Origin of the sequence: Bradyrhizobium sp. 139 (genome assembly GCF_023074175.1) — a bacterium.
GTDB lineage: Bacteria > Pseudomonadota > Alphaproteobacteria > Rhizobiales > Xanthobacteraceae > Bradyrhizobium.
This window is the reverse complement of the sequence record NZ_JADPKS010000154.1, coordinates 84,511-100,321: the sequence shown is the minus strand read 5'-3', so window position 1 is coordinate 100,321 and position 15,811 is coordinate 84,511. Positions and strand designations below refer to the sequence as shown.

At 62.9% G+C, this 15,811-nt stretch carries 18 protein-coding genes; 9 read left to right on the top strand and 9 right to left on the bottom strand.

The genetic code is table 11. From position 1 onward, the window contains the following. Positions 1-30: 30 nt before the first annotated feature. Positions 31-1,767 carry a bifunctional protein-serine/threonine kinase/phosphatase gene (locus IVA80_RS33395; RefSeq protein WP_247439291.1) on the top strand — a complete coding sequence of 579 codons (1,737 nt, stop codon included), beginning with the start codon at positions 31-33 and terminating at the stop codon, positions 1,765-1,767. Positions 1,768-1,780: 13 nt separating this feature from the next. On the opposite strand, the gene IVA80_RS33390 is transcribed toward IVA80_RS33395, so the two are convergent. Further along, complete coding sequence (locus IVA80_RS33390) at positions 1,781-2,698, bottom strand: dioxygenase (RefSeq protein WP_247439290.1); 918 nt, start codon at positions 2,696-2,698, stop codon at positions 1,781-1,783. Positions 2,699-2,862: 164 nt separating this feature from the next. Between IVA80_RS33390 and IVA80_RS33385 the strand changes: the two genes are divergently transcribed. After that, entirely contained in the window at positions 2,863-4,137 is a 1,275-nt protein-coding gene (locus tag IVA80_RS33385) for a serine hydrolase domain-containing protein (RefSeq protein WP_247439289.1), read from the top strand. 52 nt (positions 4,138-4,189) lie between these two features. Here IVA80_RS33385 and IVA80_RS33380 read toward each other — a convergent pair whose 3' ends face one another. From IVA80_RS33380 to IVA80_RS33370, 3 genes are all read right to left on the bottom strand, one after another. Beyond that, a complete protein-coding gene (locus tag IVA80_RS33380) occupies positions 4,190-5,509 on the bottom strand; it encodes a TRAP transporter large permease (RefSeq protein ID WP_247439288.1) in 1,320 nt (439 codons plus the stop codon). Next, positions 5,506-6,021 carry a TRAP transporter small permease gene (locus IVA80_RS33375; RefSeq protein ID WP_247439286.1) on the bottom strand — a complete coding sequence of 172 codons (516 nt, stop codon included), beginning with the start codon at positions 6,019-6,021 and terminating at the stop codon, positions 5,506-5,508. Before IVA80_RS33375 ends, IVA80_RS33380 begins: the two co-directional genes overlap by 4 nt. A gap of 82 nt (positions 6,022-6,103) precedes the next feature. Continuing rightward, complete coding sequence (locus tag IVA80_RS33370) at positions 6,104-7,102, bottom strand: TRAP transporter substrate-binding protein (protein ID WP_247439285.1); 999 nt, start codon at positions 7,100-7,102, stop codon at positions 6,104-6,106. An 80-nt stretch (positions 7,103-7,182) separates the two neighbouring features. Between IVA80_RS33370 and IVA80_RS33365 the strand changes: the two genes are divergently transcribed. Then, positions 7,183-7,329, top strand: coding sequence for a hypothetical protein (locus IVA80_RS33365; protein WP_247439284.1), 147 nt, complete (start codon positions 7,183-7,185; stop codon positions 7,327-7,329). A 171-nt stretch (positions 7,330-7,500) separates the two neighbouring features. Here the strand turns inward: IVA80_RS33365 and IVA80_RS33360 are convergent, their stop codons facing one another. After that, on the bottom strand, positions 7,501-7,734 hold the full coding sequence (locus IVA80_RS33360; RefSeq protein WP_247439283.1) for a hypothetical protein: 234 nt from the start codon (positions 7,732-7,734) through the stop codon (positions 7,501-7,503). A 139-nt stretch (positions 7,735-7,873) separates the two neighbouring features. Here IVA80_RS33360 and IVA80_RS33355 point away from each other — a divergent pair, with 139 nt between their 5' ends. Further along, positions 7,874-8,215 (top strand): DUF1236 domain-containing protein, encoded by a 342-nt coding sequence (locus tag IVA80_RS33355; RefSeq protein ID WP_247439282.1) that lies wholly within the window; start codon positions 7,874-7,876, stop codon positions 8,213-8,215. A 183-nt stretch (positions 8,216-8,398) separates the two neighbouring features. On the opposite strand, the gene IVA80_RS33350 is transcribed toward IVA80_RS33355, so the two are convergent. Both IVA80_RS33350 and IVA80_RS33345 read right to left on the bottom strand, forming a co-directional pair. Then, entirely contained in the window at positions 8,399-9,130 is a 732-nt protein-coding gene (locus IVA80_RS33350) for a cytochrome c biogenesis protein CcdA (protein ID WP_247439281.1), read from the bottom strand. 205 nt (positions 9,131-9,335) lie between these two features. Further along, entirely contained in the window at positions 9,336-9,602 is a 267-nt protein-coding gene (locus IVA80_RS33345; protein WP_247439280.1) for a hypothetical protein, read from the bottom strand. A gap of 479 nt (positions 9,603-10,081) precedes the next feature. Here IVA80_RS33345 and IVA80_RS33340 point away from each other — a divergent pair, with 479 nt between their 5' ends. From IVA80_RS33340 to IVA80_RS33320, 5 genes are all read left to right on the top strand, one after another. Beyond that, positions 10,082-11,128 (top strand): LysR family transcriptional regulator, encoded by a 1,047-nt coding sequence (locus IVA80_RS33340; RefSeq protein WP_247439279.1) that lies wholly within the window; start codon positions 10,082-10,084, stop codon positions 11,126-11,128. Between the two features lie 29 nt (positions 11,129-11,157). Beyond that, the gene (locus IVA80_RS33335) at positions 11,158-11,529 is read left to right on the top strand and encodes a helix-turn-helix transcriptional regulator (RefSeq protein WP_211382658.1); all 372 of its coding nucleotides are present in this window, start codon (positions 11,158-11,160) and stop codon (positions 11,527-11,529) included. Between the two features lie 118 nt (positions 11,530-11,647). After that, entirely contained in the window at positions 11,648-11,887 is a 240-nt protein-coding gene (locus IVA80_RS33330; RefSeq protein WP_247439278.1) for a hypothetical protein, read from the top strand. A gap of 130 nt (positions 11,888-12,017) precedes the next feature. Beyond that, the gene (locus IVA80_RS33325) at positions 12,018-12,839 is read left to right on the top strand and encodes an enoyl-CoA hydratase (protein ID WP_247439277.1); all 822 of its coding nucleotides are present in this window, start codon (positions 12,018-12,020) and stop codon (positions 12,837-12,839) included. A gap of 210 nt (positions 12,840-13,049) precedes the next feature. Beyond that, on the top strand, positions 13,050-13,334 hold the full coding sequence (locus IVA80_RS33320) for a hypothetical protein (protein WP_247439275.1): 285 nt from the start codon (positions 13,050-13,052) through the stop codon (positions 13,332-13,334). A 114-nt stretch (positions 13,335-13,448) separates the two neighbouring features. Here the strand turns inward: IVA80_RS33320 and IVA80_RS33315 are convergent, their stop codons facing one another. Both IVA80_RS33315 and IVA80_RS33310 read right to left on the bottom strand, forming a co-directional pair. Continuing rightward, positions 13,449-14,528 carry an isocitrate/isopropylmalate dehydrogenase family protein gene (locus IVA80_RS33315; RefSeq protein ID WP_247439273.1) on the bottom strand — a complete coding sequence of 360 codons (1,080 nt, stop codon included), beginning with the start codon at positions 14,526-14,528 and terminating at the stop codon, positions 13,449-13,451. Positions 14,529-14,661: 133 nt separating this feature from the next. Continuing rightward, positions 14,662-15,729 carry an alcohol dehydrogenase gene (locus IVA80_RS33310; RefSeq protein WP_247439271.1) on the bottom strand — a complete coding sequence of 356 codons (1,068 nt, stop codon included), beginning with the start codon at positions 15,727-15,729 and terminating at the stop codon, positions 14,662-14,664. Positions 15,730-15,811 lie beyond the last annotated feature (82 nt).

Below are 15,811 nucleotides of genomic sequence, written 5' to 3'. Positions count from 1 at the left end.
CGACCAGGGTGAGGCTCCCTTCTCCTGGTGATGACGATGACCCCCGGATTTCAGATTTCGGTCGGCCAACATTCCGACAAGGGTCGCAAGCCCATCAACCAGGATTTTCACGGCGTCCTGATTCCGGACGAGCCGCAGCTCAGCCTCAAGGGCATTGCGGCCGTTCTGGCCGACGGTATCTCGAGCAGCACGGTGAGCCAGATCGCCAGCGAGTCGGCGGTCAAAAGCTTCTTGATGGACTATTACTGCACGTCGGAATCCTGGACGGTGAAGACGTCCGCCCGCCGCGTGCTGGATGCGACCAATTCCTGGCTGCACGCGCAGACGCGCAAGAGCCAATATGCCTATGACCGCGACAAGGGCTACGTCTGCACCCTCAGCGCCCTGGTCATCAAGGCAACCACCGCGCATATTTTCCACGTCGGCGACTGTCGCGTCTACCGCGTCTCCGGCAAGGCGCTCGAGCAGTTGACCGACGATCACCGGATCATCGTGTCGTCGGAGCAGACCTATCTCGGCCGCGCGCTCGGCATCAATCCGCAGCTCGAGATCGACTACCAGGCGTTCGAGATCGAGGCCGGCGACACCTTCATCCTGGCAACCGACGGCGCCTACGAATTCGTCGACCCGCGTTTCATCACGAGCGCACTCGGCGAGCACGCAGCCGAGCTCGACGGGGCGGCAAAGGCGATCGTCGAGGAAGCATACCGGCGCGGCAGCGACGACAACATCACCGTCCAGATCCTCCGCATCGACGCGGTGCCGCAGCGCGACCCGGCCGGCATCTTCAATCGGACCTCCGAACTGCCGCTGCCTCCGCTGCCGGAGCCGCGGGCGATCTTCGACGGTTACAGGATCGTCCGGGAAATCCACGGCAGCAGCCGCAGTCATATCTATCTGGCCGTCGATACGGAGACCGAGGAGCCGGTCGCGCTCAAGCTGCCGTCGATTGATCTGCGCGACAACGCGGCCTATCGCAAGCGCTTCCTCATGGAGGAGTGGATCGCGCGCCGGATCGACAGCCCGCACGTGCTGAAGCCGCTGTCACAGTCGAGACGGCGCAGCTATCTCTACGTCGCGGCCGAATTCATCGATGGGCAGACCCTGAAGCAGTGGATGACCGACAATCCGCGCCCCGATCTCGATACCGTCCGCGGATTGGTCGAGCAGATCGCCGCGGGTCTGCGCGCCTTCCACCGCATGGAGATGCTGCATCAGGATCTCAGGCCGGACAACATCCTGATCGACAAGACGGGGACCGCGAAAATCATCGACTTCGGATCGGTCAGGGTGGCAGGCGTCACCGAGGCCGCGCCGTTAGGTGAGGCCGACGAAATCCTGGGAACAGTCCAATATACCGCGCCGGAGTATTTTCTTGGGCAAGGCGGCTCGCCGCGCTCCGACATGTTTTCGCTGGCCGTGATCTGCTACCAGATGCTTACGGGCAAGCTTCCCTATGGCACCCAGATCGCCAGGATCCGGCGCAAGTCGGACGTGCGGAGGCTTCAGTACCGCCCGGCCGACGACAACCGCAACGTGCCCGCGTGGGTCGACGGCGCGCTCAGGCGTGCGCTGCATCCGGATCCCTACAAGCGGCACGAGGATCTGTCCGAATTCGTCTTCGAGCTTCGCACGCCCAATCCGGCCTATCTCGACACGCGGATCACACCCCTGTTGGAGCGCAGTCCGCTGATGTTCTGGAAGCTGACCACGGCGGCGCTCGCCTGCGCCGTCGTGGTGCTGCTGGCCCTGCTGCACGCGCGCTAGGGCGCCGGCTTCGTCAGGCCGGCTCCGCCGCCTTCGTTCCGAGCGGCTTCGGCGCCATGCCGCCGCCCGGCTTGAGATGGAATTCGTAGGTCATCAGGTGCCATTGCCCGCTCGCCTTGCTCCCGTCGGGCATCGCCGGATCGTTGCGCGGCTCGACCTTGGCAACGAGGTCGTCCTTGACCCCGAACACCACATCGGAATCAAGATATTTGTCGCCGTCCATGAAGACGTGCGTGATCAGCGGCTCGTACCCCTTCGCATTGACCAGGAAGTGCACATGGGCCGGGCGCATCGGATGACGCTTGGTCTGCATGATCATCTCGCCGACCGGGCCATCGGTCGGGATCGGGTAGCTGCACGGCAAAATGGTGCGGAAGAAGAAACGGCCGTCGCCATCCGTGATGAAGCGCGCCCGCGCCGAGGCGCCGACCTCGTCATAATTCGGCTTCTGTGAATCGTAGAAGCCGTCATCGTCGGCATGCCAGACGTCGACGGGGACATTGGCGAGCGGCTTGCCGTTGAGGTCGGTGACGCGGCTCTGCACGAACATCCGTTCGCCAGTCTGATTATTCGGAGAGATGTCGGTACCGTGCGCGGTCACCTTGTGCTCGCCGACATAGAACGGACCGAGCACGGTGGTCTCGGTGGCCCCCTCGCGGTCGCGGTGGTTGACCGCGTCGACCAGCATGGAGACGCCGAGCACGTCGGACAGCAGGATGAACTCCTGGCGGGTATCGGTGCATTTCTGGCCGGTGCGGGTCAGGAAATCGATCGCGTATTCCCATTCCGCGAAGGTCAGGCCGGTCTTGCTCACGTAATCGTGCAGCGACTTCACCAATTCCTGGAGCAGGAATTTCGCGCGCGTGTCAGGCGTGTTGTCGAAGCTCGTGACCACGGCTTCGGTGAGTTCGGTCTCGTTGAACTGGGTCATGGTGCGTTTGCCTTACGTTTTTTCCGTTGGCCCCGGAAGGGCTCCTTGGACACGTTCCAGGGTGGAGCCTACACCAGCCGGCGGGGCCGCGTTAAGCGCAACCCGCTTGGAATGGGGCTGCCATTTCGGCTATCAATTCCCTACAAAACCGCCCGGAGGAACTGATGCTCGCTCCCACCCCCGCCTCGCCCGAATCCGTCGGCATGTCTAAGGCTGCGCTCGACCGCGTCGATGCGCACCTGAAAAGTCGGTACATCGATGCCGGCCGCTTCCCGGGCACGCAGCTCCTGGTCTTTCGCCGCGGCAAGATCGCCCACAGCTCGGTGCAGGGCTTTGCCGATATCGAGCGCAAGGCGCCGGTCAAGGACGACACCATCTACCGCATCTATTCCATGACCAAGCCGCTTACCAGCGTCGCCTTCATGATGCTGGTCGAGGAAGGCCTCGTCGCGATCGACGAGCCCGTCGCCAAATACATTCCGCAATGGAAGGATCTCGGCGTGTTCGTCGCCGGCACCGCGCCTTCCTTCCTGACCCGGCCGCCGTCCCGGCCGATGCTGATCGTCGACCTGCTGCGCCACACCGCCGGCCTCACCTACGGCTTCCAGCAGCGCTCCAACGTCGATGCCGCCTATCGCACTGAAAAGATCGGCGAGGTCGAGAAGTCCGGCACGCTCCAGAGCATGATCGAGGCGCTGGCAAAAATTCCGCTGGAATTCTCGCCGGGCGAAGCCTGGAACTACTCGGTGGCGACCGACGTGCTTGGCTACCTCATCGGCAAGATCTCGGGGATGCCGTTCGAGCGTTTCCTCAAAACACGTATCCTCGATCCGCTCGGCATGACCGACACCGACTTCCACGTGCCGGCCGCCAAGGCGCACCGTTTCGCGGCCTGCTATTCAGCCGATCCCGGTGGCGGCATGACCTTCCATGCCGGCCAGCGCCGCGAGGGCCTGACGCTGCAGGACGACCCGACCAAGAGTTCGTTCCTCATCCCGCCCTCCTTCATCTCAGGCGGTGGCGGGCTGTGCTCGACGGTTGCCGACTATCTCACCTTCTGCCGCGCGCTGCTCAATGGCGGCGAACTCGGCGGCGTCAGGCTGCTCGGGCCGAAGACGCTGGCCCTGATGACGAGCAATCACATTCCGGGCGGCCGCACGCTGCCGGACGTCTCGCGCTCGCTGTTCTCCGAAGCCGCCTATAACGGCATCGGCTTCGGCCTCGGCTTCGCCGTGACCATGCGCCCGGCCGAGACGATGATCGCCGGCAGCCCCGGCGAATTTAATTGGGGGGGCGCGGCCACCACCTCGTTCTGGATCGACCCGGCCGAGGAGCTGATCACCATCTTCATGACCCAGGTGCTGCCGTCGAGCGCCTATCCGCTCCGGCGCGAATTGCGCAGCATGGTCTATGCCGCGATCACTGAGAGCAATCTCTGACCAATTGAACCGATCCCGCGGCTGTGGGCCGCGGGATCGCGATATCAGGCGCTCATTTGAGCATCTCCGGCACGATCAGACGCGGCAAGAACAGCGACACGCTTGGCCAAACGATGACCGCCGCCAGCACGAGCAACATCGGAATCAGCATGATCACCGTGTCCTTCAGGGCATAACGCAGCCGCACGCCGGCAATCGAACAGGCGATCATCAGACATAAGCCGTAGGGCGGCGTCACCAGTCCGAAGGCGAGCGATATGATGGAAATGATCGCGAACTGGACAGGATGGAGGTCTACGGACTTGGCTAGCGGCTCCAGCACGGTACCGACGATGATGATGGCCGGGATGGCGTCGAGGAAACAGCCCACCACCAGAAAGCAGAAGGAGATGAAGAAGCCCGCTGCAATCGGGCCCATGCCCCAGGTCGAGACGTTGGCCAGCAGTTCCTGCGGAATCCTGTAATAAGCCAAAAGCCAGCCGAAGGCGCTCGCGGTACCGATGCAGAACAGCGCGACGCCGGCGAGACGTCCGGTGTCGAGCAACGCCTTGTAGAGCTGGCGCGCGCCGGTTTCACGGTAAAAGAACGTCGACAGCGCCATGGAATAAAGCACCGCGACGCAGGCGGATTCGGTCGCGGTGAACCACCCCAGCAGAATCCCGCCGACAATGATGAACGGCGTCATCAGCGCCGGTATCGACCGCAAGATAGCCCACCACATGTCGCGCCAGCTGTCTTTCGGATAGGTGGGATAGCCGCGGCGCACGGCATAGACATGCACGGTCGCCATCTGTGCTCCCGCGATCAGCAGGCCGGGTACGATGCCGGCAAGATACATCGCGGCGATCGAGGTCGAGATCAGTCCACCCCACACGATCATCAGGATCGAGGGCGGGATGATGACCGCGAGCACGGCCGAGACCGCGGTGATGGCGATGGAGAACGAGAGGTCGTAGCCCTCCTTGGTCTGAGCATCGATGAAGATCTTGGACTGGCTCGCCGCGTCCGCGGTGGAGGAGCCTGAGATGCCTGCAAAGAACACCGACAGCACGACATTGATCTGCGCCAGCGATCCTGGCCAGTGTCCGACCATCGAGCGCGACAGCGCGACCAGCCGGTCGGTGATGCCGCCGATGCTCATCAGGTTGGCGGTCAGCAGGAAGAATGGCACCGCCAGCAGGATGAATGAATTGTAGGCGTTGAAGGTCTCCTGCGCGAGCGTCATGATCGACAGGCGCGGCTCGGTCAAAAGGATCGGCACACAGGCGAGGCCGAGTGCGAAGGCGACCGGCACGCGTATGATGAGCAGGCCAACGAAAGTCCCGAACAGGACCATCGCGGCCTGTCCGGCAGAAAGAATATTGCCGCTCATCGATTTGCCCCAACCAGGATCCGCATCTCGTCGACAATCTGCTCACCCGCAAATACGATCCACGTCACGCCGGCCACTGGCCAGGCGACATGGATCATCCAGAGCGGCAGATCCGCCAGTTCAGACGTTCGGTTCCAGGCGAATCGCGTGAATTCGAGCCCGGCCCACACGAACACCAGCGCCATCGCCAATATGCCCAGCCGCGCGAGAATCCGCACCGCGGCTTCGCTACGGCGCGACAGGTCGGGCCAGACGTCGACCTCGAAATGCTGCGACTCTCTGATGCCGACCATGGCGCCGATCATGATCGTCCAGATGAAGAGGAAGCGCGCCATCTCCTCGGTCCAGATGTAGGACGGAATGAACGGCGTGTAGCGCGAGATGATCTGCAACGTGACCGGAATGACCAGAATGCCGACGCAGGCGGCGAGCAAAATTTCCAGCAATTTTGCATAGGCCGCCGTCGCTCGGCGCCATAGCGACGGGTTCGGCGGCATCGATATTTCAGTCATCATGGCTCCGGGGGATCACGATCACGGAATGGGGCAAGCCGTCTGGCTTGCCCCGACTTCCTGTCGCGCGATGCGACAATTCTCAGGCGACGTTGATCTTCTCGAAGATGCCCTCGGCGCCGATTTCCTTGGCGTAGGTGGCCATCACGGGATCGGCGAGTTTCTTCATGGCGTCGCGCTCCTCGAACGGAACGCGCTTGAGCTTGCCGGCCTTCTCCAGCGTGTCGAGCTTGACGACTTCCTCGCTCGACTCCAGTTGACGGCCGTAGTCGCCGGCCTCCTTGCCGGCCTTCATGATCGCGTCCTGCAAGTCCTTGGGCAAGGTCTTCAGCGTCTTCACCGAGAAGCAGATCGGCCGGATCGATACCGCATGCTGCGTCAGGTTGAGATGGGGTGCCACTTCATAGAACTTCATCGCCTCGACGCCGGCCGCCTCGTTTTCGCCGGCCGAGATCACGCCGTTCTGGATGGCGTTGTAGACTTCGTTGTAGGCGATTACGGTCGGGCTCATGCCGACGGCCGCAAACGTCTTCGACCAGATCGGAGCGCCCTGCACGCGAACCTTGAGACCCCTGAGGTCAGCAAGGTTCTTGAGCGGCTTATTGGCGAAGATGTTGCGGATGCCACCGCCTGCATAACCAATCAGAACGACCTCGGCCTTGGCCGCGACTTCATCGGCGACCGGCGCAAGGATATTCTGTTCGACCACCTTGTTCATGTGCTCGATGCCCTTGAACACAAAGGGCGCATCGATGAACGGCGCCGCCTTGGCGAAGGTCGACATATGGGCCGGCGAGACGATGCCGTAATCGACCGCCTTGCCCTGGGACATGTATTCGAAATACTGCTTTTCGAGGCCGAGCGATGAGTTGCGGTGCAGCGTGAAGTTGATCGGCTTGCCGTAGTACTTCTTCACCAGTTCCTCGAACCGGAGCAGCGCCCGGTTGAAGGCATGATCGTCGTTGAACTGGACCGCGCCGTTCAGCGTGATCGGCGCTTGCGCCCTGAGAATCGATGGCATGCCAACCGCAGCCGCCGCAGTGCTCGCCCCGATACCAGCGAGAAATGACCGTCGCTTCATCGTCTCCCCTCCCTTTGATGCTCCGGCCCTGTAGCCGGGCCGTGAGCGCAGCCGGCATGCGGCTTGCGAGAGGGAAGCGTATGAAAAACGTCGGCAGGACGGAAGTCATTTCGCGTGCGCTGGAGGTAATCTTCGTCGCAGGGCTATTCCTGCACAACCTGTTGCACTGCAACTCGCGCTCCTGCTGGCGCGCGGCAGGCCGCATGGACGGTCTCGCATTCTCGTAAGAGACGTGCTCGTAAGAGACGTGCGGACCTGTGCGCTGCACGCAGAAACCCGCTCGCCTTCAATCACAGGCCTAGTGCATATGGCCGATCAGATAGATGCCGCCGCCGATCACCAGAACGGCCGGTACGGCCCACAGAATGAAAACCGGCATTTGTCATCCTCCTCAGTTTTCAGTTTGATGTGCAGACCTTGACCGTCTTCATGCTGCTCTCAGCCTCGGTGCGCGACTTGTAGATCGTACCCGACGGGCTGACGACCGTCATGGACGTGTCCGTCGGCTTCTTGTCGACGACGGTGCACTTCTTCGTCTTGACGTCCTGCACGACATAGAACTCGTCGGCCGCGAACGCCGGCAGGGACAATGCAGCAAGCATCAGCGCTGCAGTCGCTACTCTCAGCTTCATTTTCTCCTCCTCCAATCGCCGGGCATTCCGACCCGGCCGCTTCGTAAACGGGAAAAAATGGCAATTTGTTCCTATGCGCTCAGGAACGCCCTGCGTGGCAGGATGTTGTTGCGGCGCTTAGCCTCTTGAGGAGAACAAGATGAAGAAGCTGTTCCTGCTGTCCGCGGCGGTGATGATCTCGACCGGCGCGTTCGCGCAATCCACCGTGGAGACCACGACCGGAACCGGTCATGCGGCCGCGGTTCAGATCGAGCCGCAATACCGAACCAAGATCAAATCCTACGTCACCGAGCACCGCGTTCGCCCGGTTACGACGAAGGAAAAGATCATCGTGGGCGCGACGGTGCCGAGCGATGTCGAGCTCGAGGCGGTTCCGACAGACTGGGGTCCCTCGCTCACCAAGTATCGCTACGTCTACTCCGGCGATCGCGTGATGCTCGTGGATCCCGGATCGCGCACGGTCGTGCAGGAAATCGATTGATCAAGGCGAGATTGGCGGTCGCCGTAAAGGCGGCCTCCCCCTCCCCGAGTTCGCCGCGCCGCATGAAATCGCATCTGAGGCCCGGATTGCTGGGCTCAGCCTGGCGATTGTCTACGTCTCTGGACTGCGCGCCGCTGCGAAAATCGTGGAGACGAGCCCAGGGCGACAGAACTGTATCGCGCTCTACCCGATCGTCTGCAACGCCGGAAAGGTCTCCAGCAACCAGATGCTCACATTCGAGACGGTGCCGGTGAGAAAGCCGATGCCGGTGATCACCATCAAGACGCCCATGGCGCGCTCGACATTGACGAGATGGCCCTTCATGCGCGCGAACAGCTTTGAGAACTGCTCGATCATCAGCGCCGCGATCAGGAAGGGAATGCCGAGACCTGCGGAATAGACTGCGAGCAGGCCGGCGCCCTTCGTCACGGTCGCTTCGGCTGCGGCGATCGAGAGAATCGCGGCGAGGATCGGGCCGATGCAGGGCGTCCAGCCGAAGGCGAAGGCCAGCCCCATGGCGTAGGCGCCCCACAGGCCGACGGGTTTGGGGATCGGCAGCCGTCCCTCGCGCATCAACAGGCCGATCCGCGTCAGTCCCAGGAAGTGCAGGCCCATGACGATGATGACGATGCCGGCGAGGATCGACAGCTCGGCCGACCAGGCGCGGATCAGCCCGCCGATCAGCGAAGCACTGGCGCCGAGCGCCACGAACACCGTGGAGAAGCCGAGCACGAACAAGAGCGCCGACATCATGATAGCGCGCTTGGAGGCCGAGGTCGGCTCGTCGCTCTCGACATGCTCGATCGTGGCGCCCGTGAGATAGATCAGATAGGGCGGGACCAGAGGCAGGACGCAAGGGGAGAGGAAGCTGACGAGGCCGGCAATCAGCGCCGCCGGGATCGAAACATTTTGCATGATGCAGTCGGAGCCATCTCAGGCTCTTGGCCACGCACGGGGAATGCACGCAAACCGGAGCCGAACCGGCTCTGGTGTAGCCGATGCCGGAAAATGCGCAACAGAGGCGCACAAAACCAGGGCTCCTCCCGATGCCGTCTGTGATCACAGATGCGGCATCGGGACGCGCACAAATCTCGCCAAAAAGCGAGACTCGGCGGCGCGGCTACTTCACCACGCGGAGCAGCGGACGCCGGGGCTGGTCCTGCGTCTGCTTGGAAGGGGGCTGCGGTTGGCTTCCAGCGCTCCGCAGCATTTCGTCGCACAGCGCCTTGAGATCGGCACTGTCAATTCCTTTGAGCTTCATCCGCACATCGAGGATGACGATGGACAGCAGCTCGGCCGACTCGCGGCTATTGCTCTGGTTGAGAACCCTGCGGCACTCCTCAAGCGTCTCCAGCACCGACTGCAACTGTTCGTCTGAATGCGACACCGGCGTTCTTTCCGTTAATTCGGCCTGCGAGACGTGCTTGTGGTGATCCCCTCGGCCCCCATGAAGGGTCGAGGATAACACGAGGCGCCCGCGCCTCCGAATTTGATTTCAATGTGTTGCTGCCTGGAAACTGTGGTTGCAGCGAACATCGCCCCGCTGGGCGGGAGGCCATTATTGTGGCGGCCGGAAACAAAACGCGTAGCGCCGTGTGATTGATCCATTCCGCAAGCCGGCAGGTCTCGCGCAAGCACGTCCGTTATGGACAGCGCCAATAATCCCGCAGCCATTTCACGGCTCGCAACGGAACTCACGTCACACCCCTCTTTCGGACGATGGTCTGCCCGATTCCCGGCCCTTGTCAGCACTTGGATACCGCCCACGCGGCAGTAAGGATGGCGTTCAAAACTCGCCGTTCCCCAACCCGCAGTGGTTGTGGTTTGCTTAAGATTCTGCCAGTTTAGCGACCCGAAGGGACTTGTATGCACTCCTTGGCGGAAAGGGGCGTTCCGCTGGAGGAACGCCCAAAGATCAATATCAGCGGCCTCTCCGATTGGGATGCGGCCCGCATATTCTTGGAAGTCGTTCGATGCGGCAGTTTTCGCTCGGCGTCTGAACGCCTGTCGCTGTCGATCAATGCCGTCCGCCGCCGGATTGATGATTTCGAGCGCCAGACCGGCACCACGCTGTTCACCCGCGACGTCCACGGCACTCATCTGACCGATGAAGGTGCACTGGTGGTCTCCGCCGTCGAGCGCATGGAGGCGGCTGCCTTCGACGTGCTGCGCACCAGCGATTCGACGGCCAACGCTCTGTCCGGCGAAGTTCGTGTGGCCGTGACCGAGGGCCTCGGGACGTTCTGGCTCGCCCCGCGGCTGGTCGAATTCCAGCAGGCCTATCCGAAGATCCTGGTCGACCTGCACTGCGCGATGCGCTCGGCCGACGTCTCCCGTCACGAGGCCGACGTCGCCATCCATCTGTCGCGTCCCTCGGCGCTCGACGTCAAGCTGGTGCGGCTCGGCCGCATGCATCTGATGTTCTGGGCCTCCGAAAAATACATTTCAAGACATGGCGCGCCGCGCTCGGCGATGGAGTTGATCAAGCACCGCCTGGTGCTGCAGTTCGCCGACCAGCTCGCCGCCAAGGAAACGTTCGAGAGCTTCTTCCCCGGCGTTCCGGAACGTGACCTGCTGGTCATGAAGACCAACGTCTCAAGCGCCAACTACTGGGCGGTCGCGAATGGCGCCGGAATCGGCGTATTCCCGAGCTACGCCATTGCGCTTGGCGGGAAGTTGATTCCACTGGAGGTCGAGTTGAACCGACCGCTGGATATCTGGTTGTCCTACCATCCTGGTAGCGGCCGGATTCCGCGAGTGCGGCACATGATTGACTGGCTGATCGAAGCCTTCAATCCGGCGCGATTCCCGTGGTTTAAGGAAGAGTTCGTGCATCCGCATGAATTCAAGGACTCGTATATGGGCGAACCCCTGACCCAGCTCTTCGGGGGATTTTCAACCGAAGAACGATGAGAAAACGAATGAAAACAGCGGCGAAGAGAATGAAGCAGCGCAGTGCCGGCAAGCCGGACATTGAGCTGGGCAAACGCATCCGTCTGCGGCGCGTCGAGATGAAGATCTCGCAGGCCGAGCTCGGCGAGAAGCTCGGCGTCAGCTTCCAGCAGGTCCAGAAATACGAGAAGGGCGTCAATCGCGTCGGCGCGGCTCGGCTTCAGCAGATCGCCACTTCGCTCGACGTGCCCGTAACCTTCTTCTATGACGGCGACAACAAGGCGCGCGAAGTCGAGAGCCTGCTCTTCCTGGACTCAGCCTTCAGCCTCCGCCTGCTGCGCGCCTACAGCAAGATCAAGGACCAGACGGTGCAGCGTCAGCTCGTCTCGCTGATGGAATCGATCGCGGCGAACGAAGCCTGAGATCAATCGGCGCTCTGGCCCACCGGCCGATGTTCAATCCACCGCGTCATGGGGGCGCGGCCGGATTGAACGAGGCCTAGCCCGCGCGCTTGCGCGCGGCTCTCTTTTCGGGGCGGCCATGACGCCGCGCACGATCGCAGCGATGAACCTTCCGGTGCAGAAGCGCATACGGCAAACGGAGGCTTCGCTCCAGCGGATCGAGAACATGAATTTCGGCTTCGGCCAGCGCCATGTCGTGGTCAACATCCCCGCCGCCCTCGCCGAAGCGGTCGAGAACAATGTGGTGGTGCGGCGCTATCGCGTGATCGTCGGCAAGACCGAGGCGGCGTTCTTCAGCAATGCCGGTAGCCATCCCTGACCGCGCACATGACGCGCTAGCGCCATGCAATCGCGGTACAGGCGGATGCAAAGCCGCATCCCTCGGCGCGGTTGACCCCGACCTCGGCCCGGCCGCACATTGCGCCCGGCCTACGACAAGCGAGCGCGCGATGCCCGACATTTCCAGCACGACCGAGGCAGCTTACGCCGACGGCAAGATCCTCAAGCACACAACCAGTGGCGTCGGCGTGATCACCTTCAACAATCCCGACAAGCGCAATGCGATGTCGCTGGAGATGTGGGAGGGATTCGGCGAGGCGCTGACGAGCTTGCGCGATGACCAGACGGTGCGCGTCGTGATCCTGAGCGGCGCCGGCGGCAAGGCGTTCGTCTCCGGCGCCGACATCAGCCAGTTCGAGAAGACCCGCCACAACGCGGCGGCATCGGAGGAATATGCAAAACGCAGCGCCGCCCAGCGCGCGCTGCTCGCCGATTATCCCAAGCCGACGATCGCCTGCATCCAGGGCTTTTGCCTTGGCGGCGGCATGCAGGTCGCGATGCTCACCGATATCCGCATCGCCGCGCATGGCAGCCAGTTCGGCATTCCCGCCGCCAAGCTCGGAATCGCCTATGGCTATGACGGCTTGCGGCATCTGGTGTCGCTGGTCGGACCGTCCTGGGCGCGGCTTCTGATGTACACGGGCATGCGCATCGATTCTGCCGAGGCGCTGCGCATCGGACTGGTGGAGCGTGTGATTCCGGACGATCAGCTCTGGGGCGAGACCATGGCGATTGCGCAAGGCATTTCGGAGAACGCGCCGCTCGCGATCAAGGCGGCCAAGATAACCATCGCGCAAGTGCTGAAGGACGAGAGCCAGCGCGACATGGAGGCGATCAAGGCGATCGGCAATGTTTGCATGGACAGTGCAGACTTTCGCGAGGGCCGGCAGGCGTTCATGGAGAAGCGCAAGCCGCAGTTCCAGGGGCGATGATTCCGTCGTCATTGCGAGCGAAGCGGCGAAGCGAAGCAATCCAGACTGCCGCTGCGGAGGCGGCCTGGATGCTTCGTCGCTTCGCTCCTCGCAATGACGGGAGACAACGTGAACATGTATTCAGGAAGATTAAATTCCTGCGCGCCTCCCACACGGGAGCAACCAATTGATGTCCCGGCGGTTCTTTCGCCATCAATGAGGGAGGTTGCGATGAAGGCAAAATTTGCTGTTCTTGCTCTGGCTGCCATCAGTGGTGTGGCGCTCACCTCGGGACCGGCGCTCGCGGCGATGCCGAACGGCATCCCGCAGGCGGATCGAATTGCGAGCGGTCCGGCCGCTGATGTCGATCAGGTACGCTGGGTGTGCAACCCCTGGGGCCGCTGCTTCTGGCGTCCGAACTATTACGGCGCCTACGGCTATTATGGCGGCCCGCGACGCTTCTACGGCCCACGTCCGTGGGGCTGGGGACATCGCCACTACTGGCGCCGCTGGTGATTTACGAAGCGGGCCGCGAAGCTCCCTTTTTGCGTCTAGCCTGTCGTCGCGCAGACACTGCGCTCCCTCGCCCCACCTGCGGTGAGGGGTGAAGCAGCCGCTATCCGATTATTTTCAGAGTGCCGCAAGCACCGCTTTCGTAATGTCGGCCGTGCCGTCGCTGCCGCCGAACTCCATCGGCTCGATGCCGCCGGCATAGACCTGATCCACCGCGCGCTCGATCGTCTCGCCGGCTTCCGCCGCGCTCTCGACGCCGTGCTTGTCGGCGAGCCAGTCCAGCATCATCGCCGCGGACAGGATCATGCCGGTGGGATTGGCCTTACCCTGCCCCATGATATCGGGCGCGGTGCCGTGGCAGGGCTGGAACACGGCATACTTGTCGCCGATGTCGGCGGACGGCGCCATGCCGAGGCCGCCGATCATGCTCGCGGTGATGTCGGAGAGAATGTCGCCGAACATGTTCTCCATCACCATCACGTCGAAATCCCAGGGCCGCTTGACCAGCATCGCCGAGCAGGCATCGACATAGAGCCGATCCGTCTTCACTACCGGATGGTGCTTCTCGATCTCGTCGAAGATGCCGCGGAAGAAAGCAAAGGCCTTGAACACGTTCGCCTTGTCGACGCAAGTCAGCATCCCCGGCTTGCCGCGCGCCTTGCGCCGCTCGGCGAGGCGAAACGAGAACTCGAACAGACGCTCGGATGTCCTGCGCGTGATCACCATGGTCTCGCGCGCGTCCTCATGGGTGACGACGCCCTTGCCCATCGAGGCGAACAGGCCTTCGGTCGATTCGCGGATCACGACGAGATCGATACCGCGCTGGTCGGCGCCGACGATCGGGCTCGGCACGCCCGGAATGAGTCGCGCCGGCCGCACGCCGGCATAGAGATCGAAGATGAAGCGCAGCTCGATCTGCGGCGCGATCTCGGTATTGTCGGGGTAGCGCACCGACGGCAGGCCACAGGCGCCGAGCAGGATGGCGTCCGCCTCCTCGCACAGCTTGATGGTGGTATCAGGCATCGACTTGCCGGTCGCAAGATAATTGGTGGCACCCGCCGGCGCCTCGGTGAAGCGGAAGCGTAAGCCGGACTTCGCCTCGATCTTGCGCAGGACTTCGATGGCCGGCGCCATGACTTCGGGACCGATGCCGTCACCGGCAAGCACGGCAATGTGGAAGGCGTTGTTTGCGGACATTTGAACGGGCTCAGGAAGGAGTTAGCCAAGTCGTCATTGCGAGCGAAGCGAAACAATCCAGAACTGCATCTGTGGAGGCACTCTGGATTGCTTGGTCGCTTCGCTCCCCGCAATGACGAAGAGAGAGCGGTTGCTACGGCGTCAGCACCGTGCGCCCGACCACCGCGCCCTGCTGCAATTGCACCAGCGCGTCATTGGCCTTGGCGAGCGGCTGGCGCGTCACCGGGATCGGCGGCACGTTCTTGGTGCGGACGAGATCGAGCAGCTCCTGCGTCTCGCGCAGATTGCCGACATAGCTTCCCTGGATCGTCACCGCCTTGATCGGGATCAGCGGCAGCGCCCAGGTCGCGCCGCCGCCGAACAGGCCGACGATGACGAGCTTGCCGCCCTTGGTCAGGCAATCGAAGCCGAGTTGCGTGGTCGCGGCGTTGCCGACGAGGTCAATCACGGCGCGGATCGGCCCGCCGGCTTTCTTGGCCAGCTGCTCCAGCGCATCCGGCGCCTTGGGATCGACGGTCGCGAGCGCCCCGGCCTTCTCTGCGGCCTCGCGCTTCCTGGCGTCGATGTCGAGCATGATCGCGCCCTTGCCGCCCATCGCCTTGAGCAGCGACAGCGCCATCAGGCCGAGGCCGCCGGCACCGAACATCACGATCGGGGTGTCGAAGTGCTGCTCGACCTTCTTCAGCGCGCTGTAGGTGGTGACGCCCGAGCAGGCGTAGGGCGCGGTCGCCGCCGGGTCGAGCCCCCTGAGATTGAGCAGATAGCGCGGATGCGGCACCAGCATGTGATCGGAATAGCCGCCGTCGCAATAGACGCCAAGCGAGCGCGGCGTCGCGCACATGTTCTCGTCGCCCGCAAGACAAACAGCGCATTTGCCGCAGCCGATCCAGGGATAGACCAGGCCGACATCGCCGAGCTTCAGATCGCCCTGGTCGGTCGGCTTTACGTCGGGGCCAAAGGCGAGGACCTCGCCGACGGTCTCGTGCCCCATGGTCAGCGGCAGGTTGATGCCGCGATCCTTCAGCGACAGCGGCTTGCGGCCGTGGCCGAGATCGTAGCCGCCTTCCCAGATGTGGAGGTCGCTGTGGCAGACGCCCGCGGCCTTCACCTTGATCAGCACCTGCGTGCCCGACGGCTCCGGCGTGGCCTCGTCGAACTCCTGCAGCGGCGCCTTGAAATCGGCGACCTTGAAACTCTTCATCTGCGTCCTCCCGGCATGCTTCTCGTTCTCACGAGCCACCATGCCATGACCGGCAGGGCGAGACAAACCCGGCAGCGGTCTT